The 7,488-nt window shown below is 67.9% G+C and carries 10 protein-coding genes; 6 read left to right on the top strand and 4 right to left on the bottom strand.

Features of this window, described 5'->3' with window-relative positions; translation table 11 throughout:
* Nucleotides 1-9 precede the first annotated feature (9 nt).
* Complete coding sequence (locus tag VES41_RS04610; protein WP_324813579.1) at nucleotides 10-1,002, top strand: tripartite tricarboxylate transporter substrate binding protein; 993 nt, start codon at nucleotides 10-12, stop codon at nucleotides 1,000-1,002.
* 40 nt (nucleotides 1,003-1,042) lie between these two features.
* Here VES41_RS04610 and VES41_RS04615 read toward each other — a convergent pair whose 3' ends face one another.
* Genes VES41_RS04615 through VES41_RS04630 form a run of 4 tightly spaced genes read right to left on the bottom strand, consistent with a single transcriptional unit; the run spans nucleotide 1,043 to nucleotide 3,696 of the window.
* Nucleotides 1,043-1,525 (bottom strand): DUF3237 domain-containing protein, encoded by a 483-nt coding sequence (locus tag VES41_RS04615; RefSeq protein ID WP_324813582.1) that lies wholly within the window; start codon nucleotides 1,523-1,525, stop codon nucleotides 1,043-1,045.
* 4 nt (nucleotides 1,526-1,529) lie between these two features.
* On the bottom strand, nucleotides 1,530-2,486 hold the full coding sequence (locus tag VES41_RS04620; RefSeq protein WP_324813586.1) for an aldo/keto reductase: 957 nt from the start codon (nucleotides 2,484-2,486) through the stop codon (nucleotides 1,530-1,532).
* A 26-nt stretch (nucleotides 2,487-2,512) separates the two neighbouring features.
* Nucleotides 2,513-3,112 carry a chromate transporter gene (locus tag VES41_RS04625; protein ID WP_324813588.1) on the bottom strand — a complete coding sequence of 200 codons (600 nt, stop codon included), beginning with the start codon at nucleotides 3,110-3,112 and terminating at the stop codon, nucleotides 2,513-2,515.
* Nucleotides 3,109-3,696: a chromate transporter gene (locus VES41_RS04630; RefSeq protein ID WP_324813591.1), complete on the bottom strand. Its 588-nt coding sequence runs from the start codon at nucleotides 3,694-3,696 to the stop codon at nucleotides 3,109-3,111. Before VES41_RS04630 ends, VES41_RS04625 begins: the two co-directional genes overlap by 4 nt.
* 82 nt (nucleotides 3,697-3,778) lie before the next feature.
* On the opposite strand from VES41_RS04630, the gene VES41_RS04635 reads away from it, so the two are divergent.
* The 5 genes from VES41_RS04635 to VES41_RS04655 all read left to right on the top strand — a co-directional run.
* Nucleotides 3,779-4,696, top strand: coding sequence for a YihY/virulence factor BrkB family protein (locus VES41_RS04635; protein WP_324813593.1), 918 nt, complete (start codon nucleotides 3,779-3,781; stop codon nucleotides 4,694-4,696).
* 352 nt (nucleotides 4,697-5,048) lie between these two features.
* Complete coding sequence (locus VES41_RS04640; protein ID WP_324813595.1) at nucleotides 5,049-5,234, top strand: hypothetical protein; 186 nt, start codon at nucleotides 5,049-5,051, stop codon at nucleotides 5,232-5,234.
* A 289-nt stretch (nucleotides 5,235-5,523) separates the two neighbouring features.
* Entirely contained in the window at nucleotides 5,524-6,078 is a 555-nt protein-coding gene (locus tag VES41_RS04645; protein WP_324813597.1) for a fimbrial protein, read from the top strand.
* 78 nt (nucleotides 6,079-6,156) lie between these two features.
* Nucleotides 6,157-6,903 carry a fimbrial biogenesis chaperone gene (locus VES41_RS04650; protein WP_324813600.1) on the top strand — a complete coding sequence of 249 codons (747 nt, stop codon included), beginning with the start codon at nucleotides 6,157-6,159 and terminating at the stop codon, nucleotides 6,901-6,903.
* Between the two features lie 156 nt (nucleotides 6,904-7,059).
* Nucleotides 7,060-7,488: FimD/PapC N-terminal domain-containing protein (locus tag VES41_RS04655; RefSeq protein ID WP_324813602.1), on the top strand; the 429-nt coding region annotated here is incomplete at its 3' end.

Raw genomic sequence — 7,488 nt, forward strand, 5'->3', positions numbered from 1 at the left:
GAGCATCAGATGACGCTGTCACGTTTGCACCGCCGCCAACTCATTGCCGCCGCGGCCGGCACGCTGGCCCTGGCCTTCGCCGGCCCGGCCCTGTCGCAGGCCTGGCCTGCCAAGCCGATCAAGCTGATCGTTCCTTTCCCGCCGGGCGGCCCGACCGACACCGCCTCGCGCGTGATCGGCCAGCAACTGGGCGAGCGCCTGAAGCAGGCGGTGGTGGTCGAGAACCGCGCCGGCGCGTCCGGCACCATCGCTGCCGCTTTCGTCGCCAAGAGCGCGCCGGACGGCTACACGTTCATGATGCTGGCCACGCCGACGCTGCTGGCGGCCCACTTGTACAAGTCCACGCCATATGACGTGGTCAAGGACTTCGCCCCGGTGGCCACCGTGTACGACCTGCCGATCGTCGTGGTGGTCAATCCCACGGTGCTGCCGGACGTCAAGACGCTGCCGGACCTGATCGCCAAGGCCAAGGCCGAGAAAGGCCATCTCAACTATACCAGCTCGGGCCCCGGAAGTTTCGGGCACCTGAGCATGGAACTGCTCAAGCAGATGGGCGGCTTCGACATGCAGCACATCGGCTACAAGGGCGGCACGCCGGCCGTGACCGATCTGCTGGGCGGCCAGGTGCCGGTGATGTATGCCGACCTGGTCGCGGCGCTTCCGCACATCAAGGCGGGCAAGCTGCGCGCCATCGCCGTGGGCTCGCCGCAGCGCGTCGTCCAGCTGCCGGACGTGCCGACCGTGGCCGAGCAGGGCTTCAAGGATTTCGAGGCGGTCTCCTGGGGCGGCCTGCTGGCGCCTGCCGGCACGCCGGCCGAGGCGGTCAACCGCGTCAGCGCGGAGGTCAAGGCGATCCTGGCGGACAAGGATGTGCAGGACAAGCTGCTCACCGCAGGCGCCATCGGCCACTACGAGGATCCGGCGGGCATGGCCGCGCGCATCCGCGGCGACTACGACAAGTGGGGCAAGGTGATCCGCGACAAGGGCATCTCGCTGAACTGACGCCAGCGCAGGGCGCGGGCCGCCCGGCGCGGCCGTCCGTCTACAGCACGGTGAAGGCGCGGATCAGCACCTGCTCGGGCCGGCGCATGCCCACGCCCAGGAACAGCCGTTCGTTGATCCAGGCCAGCGATTGCGACGCGGTCTCGAAGCCGGGCGTGCAGCGAAAGTAGATCTGCGCCGGGTCCACCGGTTCGCCGCGCATCAGCGCGGCCATCACGTCCGCGGGCGCCGAGCGGATGGCGCGGTTGCGCACGTAGACCATGTCGCCGGCGTCGGTCTCCAGCGCATAGCGCGCGTCGAGCTCCGACATCGTCTCGCTGCGAAACAGCTGGAAGTCGCTTCCGCCGGGCAGCACGCGTGCCGTCCAGCCCTGGCCCTGGGCGCGCCCGCCGAGGATCGGCACCACACGGCGCAGGCCCTGTGGCCCATGGCCGAGCACCACCGGCGCGGCGACGTCGACCTGAAGGTGGGCGAAGTGCTCCAGGCGCGGCGGCGCCAGGGCTGCATCTTCCGGCGTGGCCATGGCGCTACTCCTCGGCGCTGGCTGCATCCAGCGCGGCAAGGGTGGCGGCATCGAGCTTCAGTTCGGCCGCGGCCACCAGTTCCTGCAATTGCGCCGGCGACGTGGCGCTGGCGATCGGCGCGGTGATCGACGGGCGGGCGATCTGCCACGCAATGGCGATCTGGCCCGGCGTTGCGCCATGCTGCGCGGCCGCCGCATCCAGGGCGGCGAGGATGCGCAGGCCGCGCGGATTGAGGTACGTGGCGGTGGTCTTGGCGCCGCGTGCACTCTTGGCCGCATCGGCTTCGCTGCGGTACTTGCCGGTCAGGAACCCGGCCGCCAGCGCGTAGAAGTTGATGACGCCCACGCCGCGCTCCAGGCACAGCGGCTCCAGCGCCTCCTCGAACACCTTGCGGTCGTAAAGGTTGTAGAGCGGCTGCAGCGATTCGTAGCGCGGCAGGCCGGCGCGTTCGGCCACGTCCAGCGCCTCGGCCAGGCGCGGCGCGCTGTAGTTGGAGGCGCCGATGGCGCGCACCTTGCCTGCGCGGATCAGGTCGCCGAAGGCGCCGAGCGTGTCTTCCAGCGGCGTGTCGCTGTCGTCGTCATGCGACTGGTACAGGTCGATGTGATCGCATTGCAGCCGCCGCAGCGAGGCGTCGACCGCTTGACGGATGTAGGCGGGCGACAGGCCCTTCCTGCCTTCGCCCATCGGCTTGCCGACCTTGGTGGCCAGCACCACCTGGTTGCGCCGGCCGCTCTTTCGCAGCCACTTGCCGATGAGTGTCTCGGACTCGCCGCCGGTGTGGCCAGGCACCCAGGCGGAATACACGTCGGCCGTGTCCACGAAGTTGAAGCCGGCGTCGAGCCAGGCATCGAGCAGGCGGAAGGACATGGCTTCGTCCACCGTCCAGCCGAACACATTGCCGCCGAAGGCCAGCGGCGACACCTGCAGGCCGGAGCGGCCGAGGGAACGCAGTTGCATCACTTTCTCCTTGAAGTACGAGTCGATCAGACCAGGCCGAAGACACCGAGCAGCGCGCCCGCGCCAAGCAGCCACAGCAGGTGCACGCGGGTGCGCCAGACCACGAAGGCGGCCACCGCCGTCAGCAGCCACAGATGCCACGGCGTGGCGGAGGCGGCGCCGTTGCCCGCGGCCAGCACCCATGCGGTGGCCAGCAGCAGGCCGATCACGACCGGCACCATGCCCTGCTTGAAGGCGCGCACACCGCGCCGGTCGCGGTTGCGATGGCCCCAGCGCGTGGCCATGTAGGTCAGCGTGGTGCTCGGCAGCATGATGCCCACCAGCGTCACGGCCAGCCCCAGCAGGCCGAGCGGCCACGCGTGCATGCCTGCAGCCGCCCCGCCGCCGGCATTGAGCCCGACGTTCCAGCCCATCAACGCGACGAAGAGCACGTTCGGGCCGGGCGCCGCCTGCGCGATCGCCACCGAAGAGGTGAACTGCGCATCGGTCAGCCAGCCGTGCTGCCCGACCAGGTAGCGGTGCATGTCCGGCACGGTGGTGATGGCGCCGCTGATGGAGATGAGCGAGAGGAACATGTACTGGGCGAACAGCCCCAGCCAGTCCATGGGCGACAGGTGGATGCTCATGCCGGTAGCCGCCGCCAGGTCCACGCGCAGGCCACGCCGCCGAACAGCGCCAGCACCGCGAGCAAGGGCCAGTGCAGCAGTGCCACGGCCACGAACACCAGCGCCATGAAGCCCAGTCCGACCGGCCGGCCGAGCGGATGCCGCCGCAGCGTGGGAACCAGCTTGATGGCGGTGGCGGCGATGAGCCCGCTGGCCACCGCGCCCATGCCGCGCAGCGCGCCCTCCAGGCGCGGATCGGCCGCGAAATGCGAATACACCAGCGCCAGCAGCAGGACCAGCACCGTCGGAAAAGCCAGCATGCCGGCCAGCGCCGACACGGCGCCGCGCCAGCCGAAGTAGCGGTCGCCCAGGATCAGCGCCAGGTTGATCACGTTCGGGCCGGGCAGCACCTGGGCCACGGCCCATTCCTCGACGAACTCGTCCTGCGTGAGCCAGCGCTTTTGCTCGACCAGGGCGCGCTGCACGATGGCCAGCACGCCGCCGAAGCCTTGCATGGCGATCCATGTGAACGTCCAGAACAGATCGCCGATGGATTGGGGGCGCGGGTGCGGGTCGTGCGCTGGATCGTCGGGAGTCGGGTGCATGGCGGCGCGATCATAGGCCGCGACGCGCCAATGCGCCGGGCGCCAGGTTGCAAGCCGATGCAGCACACGGGACACTAGGCCGATGACCTTGAGAGAACTCTTCGATCTGTGCAAGAAGGCCGTCACGTCGTGGCTGGACGACTACGCGCCGAGCATGGGCGCGGCCCTGGCCTACTACACCGTGTTTTCCATCGCGCCGCTGCTGCTGATCGTCATCTCCGTGGCCGGGCTGGTGTTCGGCGAGGCGGCGGCCCGCGGTGCCATCTTCGACCAGCTCTCGGGACTCATGGGCGCCCAGGGGGCGTCGGCAATCCAGGGCCTGCTCAGTTCGGTCAACAAGCCGGCCGAAGGCATCATCGCCACCGTCACCGGGCTGCTGCTGTTGGTGCTGGGCGCCACCACCGTGTTTCGCGAGTTGCAGGACGCGCTCGACCGCATCTGGCGGGCGCCGGCCCGCGACCGCAGCGGCGGCGTCTGGAAGATGGTGCACACGCGCCTGCTGTCGTTCGGGCTGATCCTGGGCATCGGCTTCCTGCTGGCCGTGTCGCTCGTCGCCAGCGCAGCCTTCGCGGCGCTCAGCAAGTGGTGGGAGCCGGTGTTCGGCGGCTGGGCGATGCTGGGCCAGGTCGTGAACTTCGTGTTCGGCTTCATCATCAGCACCGTCGGCTTCGCCGCCATCTACCGGCTGATGCCGCGCGCAAAGGTGGAGTGGGGCGACGTGTGGGTGGGCGCGGCCGTCACGTCGCTGCTGTTCTCGGTGGGCAAGCAACTCATCGGCCTGTACATCGGCAAGAGCAGTGTCGCCTCCGGCTTCGGTGCTGCGGGCTCGCTGGTGGTGGTGCTGGTCTGGGTGTACTACTCGGCGCAGATCTTCCTGCTGGGCGCCGAGTTCACCTGGGTCTACGCCCATGAACACGGCTCGCTCAGGGGCAAGCGACGACCCGACGGCGCGCGCTTCGATCCGCAGGATCCGCAAGAACGCAAGCTGCCGCACCGCTGACGGCCTTTGGGCTTGATCGTCCAGCAGGCGGCAGCAGGCCGCCGGACGCACATGGGCGCGCCCACTGTTGCATTTCTCCCTCGCCGCCGGCGCGCCGACTCGACCTGGCGCGACGCCCGGCCGCGCATCGATCGCGATGCAAATGCCTCTCCAAATCTAAATGAATTGTTAATTTACTCGCAAATGCGATTTGCGTGACGTTTGATTAACAATCACGGAGGGTTTCGTCAAAAGTAAACCTATTCGCGACTTATCAATTTCCGTCTGGAAGTGTCAAGTTCTCTTGTTACCTATCGTTCCTGAATGCTACGATTACGAAGTTCGTGGCAATACTGGTTTCAAGGGAGATGCAATGAAGGGCGCAACCTTTACTGCAAGCAGCGAATTGAGCCTCAATAAGCAACCATTGATGCATCAGCGGCGGCCGTCGCCGTTGAATCTCTGGTACGGCTTGCTGGCCGGCCTGTCGCCAACCCTTTCGGGTGGCGTTGTTCCCTCGTATCAAGAGGCGATCGCCTCCTGCGCGCCAGCGAACTGACGCGGTTCGCGGCTGCGCGATCGCGATTGTTTCGGGTGCCCGCTTTCAGTGCAGCCAGCGTCCGATTTCCGGACCGCACGGGTAAGCGACCGCCTTGCAATCAACTTGTAACGGCATCGATACATTGATGCGTGGTTGATCGCAGGGCGGCGATACATCTCCGCTGGTCGTCCTCGTCCTCGGAGCTAACGTTGCAATTTTATTGACAAAAAATTGCAATTGAAAATCTCGGTACGCCCGCAGGGCCGAGATCTCCTTCGCAACCTTCTATTCATTGAAAGGAAAAGACATGATCAAGAAAACTGCAGTCGCGCTGGCCCTGGGCTTGTTGGGCGCATCCGCCGCCTTCGCGTCCGACGGCACCATCACCTTCATCGGCAGCGTCACGGACAGCACCTGCTCGATCAACGGCGCAGCCTCCGGCACGCCAGCCGACGTGACGGTGACGCTCCCGACGGTGTCCGCCGGTTCGCTGGTCAACACCGGCGACACTGCCGGCGTGTCGGGCCCGTCCGACATCGTCTTCTCGCTCAGCGGCTGCACCGGTTCGGCCACCAAGGTCGTCGCCCGGTTCGAGAACGGCCCGACGGTGGACCCGACCAGCGGCAACCTGGTCAACCAGGCCGGCGTCGGCGGCGCCAACAACGTGCAGGTGCAGTTGCTCAACAGCAACTTCCAGCCGATCAACATCACGACCAATTCGAACAACGACGTCGCCCTCAACGGCGCGGCGATCCTGGCCACCAATGCCGACCTGACCTACTACGGCCAGTACTACGCCACCGGCGCCGCCACCGCCGGCGCGGTCGACACCTCCGTGCAATACACGATGGACTATCAATAAGCCCGAGCCGGCCAGGGGCAGGGCGCCCCGCGTGGGGCGCCCCGACGTGTTCGATTTTTCAGTTCCAGGGAGATTGACTTGAAGTTGCCAACCCGCTTCCTTTTCGCCGCGGCGCTCGCTGGTGCGCTGCTGGCCGGGCCTGCCCACGCCAGCGTCACCATCGGCGGGACCCGGGTGATCTACCCGATGGCCGAGCGCGAGGTCAACGTCAAGGTCGACAACGACAGCCGCGCGCCGTCGCTGGTGCAGGTGTGGGTGGACGACGGCAAGACCGATGCCGACCCGGGCCAGTCGAAGGTGCCGTTCGTGGTGACGCCGCCGATCTTTCGCATGGAGCCGCAGAAGTCGCAGACGCTGCGCATCATGTACACGGGCGAGGCATTGCCAAGCGACCGCGAGTCGGTGTTCTGGCTCAACGTGCTGGACATTCCGCCCAAGTCGGCCAAGGCCTCGCGCGCGAATACGCTGCAGTTTGCGTTTCGCACGCGCATCAAGATCTTCGTGCGCCCGGCCCGGCTCGACGGCAGGCCCGAGGACGCACCGGCCAAGCTGACCTGGCAACTGGTGCCCGCGCCCGACGGCAAGGGCCAGGCGCTGCGGGTGACCAACCCCACGCCCTACCACGTGTCCTTCAGCGAGTTCGGCGTCGAGGACGGCAGCCGCACGTTCAAGAACGACATGGGCGGCATGGTGGCCCCCGAAGGCGCCACGGTGCTGCGCATTCCCGACCTGGCCGGCGCCGACGCGGGCGCCAAGGTGCACTACGTGGCCATCAGCGACCACGCCGCGGCCCTGCCCGGCGAGGCGCCGATCAGCGCCAGGTAGCGCTGCGCTGCGGCCCGCCGGCGCCCGGCCGGCATAGCGATCCGCGCATCGCCTGAACCGTCGTTTTTCCCGTTGCCGATCCGTGCGGCCGCTGCCTTGCGGCACGCCCGCGAGGACGGCTGCGTGCCGGTGCACGCACCCACCAGGAACACAAGCATGAAGCTCCGGTCCCGTCATCGTCTGCCACCTGCGCGCCTGAAGGCGCCGCGGGTGCGCACCGACGCGGGCCGGTTGTCACCCGCGCCACCGGCGGTGCTGTCAGCGCTGTCGGTGCTGGTGGGCGTCATGGCCGCTCCGATGCCCGCGGACGCGAACACGAGTACCAGCACGAGTAGCAGCACCAGCACGAGCACGAGCACGAGCACGGCCGATGCCTCGGCCACCGCTGCCTCGGCCACCGCTGCCTCGGCCACCGCCGCCGAGGACATTGCGTTTCCCACCACGTTCCTGCGCACGCGCCCGAACGAGACCGTGGACGTGGCGCGCTTCTCGCGCGCCAACCAGGTGGCCCCCGGCGTCTACAACCTGGACATCCTGGTCAACGGCAGGCGCCTGGACCGCATCGACGTGCGCTTCGTCGGCGCC

The organism is Variovorax sp., from assembly GCF_035634955.1.
GTDB lineage: Bacteria > Pseudomonadota > Gammaproteobacteria > Burkholderiales > Burkholderiaceae_C > Variovorax.

Bases quoted from the DNA above. Each gene is read 5' to 3' on its own strand.
- VES41_RS04610 (WP_324813579.1), top strand. From the start codon at position 10: ATGACGCTGTCACGTTTGCACCGCCGCCAACTCATTGCCGCCGCGGCC.
- VES41_RS04615 (WP_324813582.1), bottom strand. From the start codon at position 1,525: ATGGCCACGCCGGAAGATGCAGCCCTGGCGCCGCCGCGCCTGGAGCAC.
- VES41_RS04620 (WP_324813586.1), bottom strand. From the start codon at position 2,486: ATGCAACTGCGTTCCCTCGGCCGCTCCGGCCTGCAGGTGTCGCCGCTG.
- VES41_RS04625 (WP_324813588.1), bottom strand. From the start codon at position 3,112: ATGAGCATCCACCTGTCGCCCATGGACTGGCTGGGGCTGTTCGCCCAG.
- VES41_RS04630 (WP_324813591.1), bottom strand. From the start codon at position 3,696: ATGCACCCGACTCCCGACGATCCAGCGCACGACCCGCACCCGCGCCCC.
- VES41_RS04635 (WP_324813593.1), top strand. From the start codon at position 3,779: ATGACCTTGAGAGAACTCTTCGATCTGTGCAAGAAGGCCGTCACGTCG.
- VES41_RS04640 (WP_324813595.1), top strand. From the start codon at position 5,049: ATGAAGGGCGCAACCTTTACTGCAAGCAGCGAATTGAGCCTCAATAAG.
- VES41_RS04645 (WP_324813597.1), top strand. From the start codon at position 5,524: ATGATCAAGAAAACTGCAGTCGCGCTGGCCCTGGGCTTGTTGGGCGCA.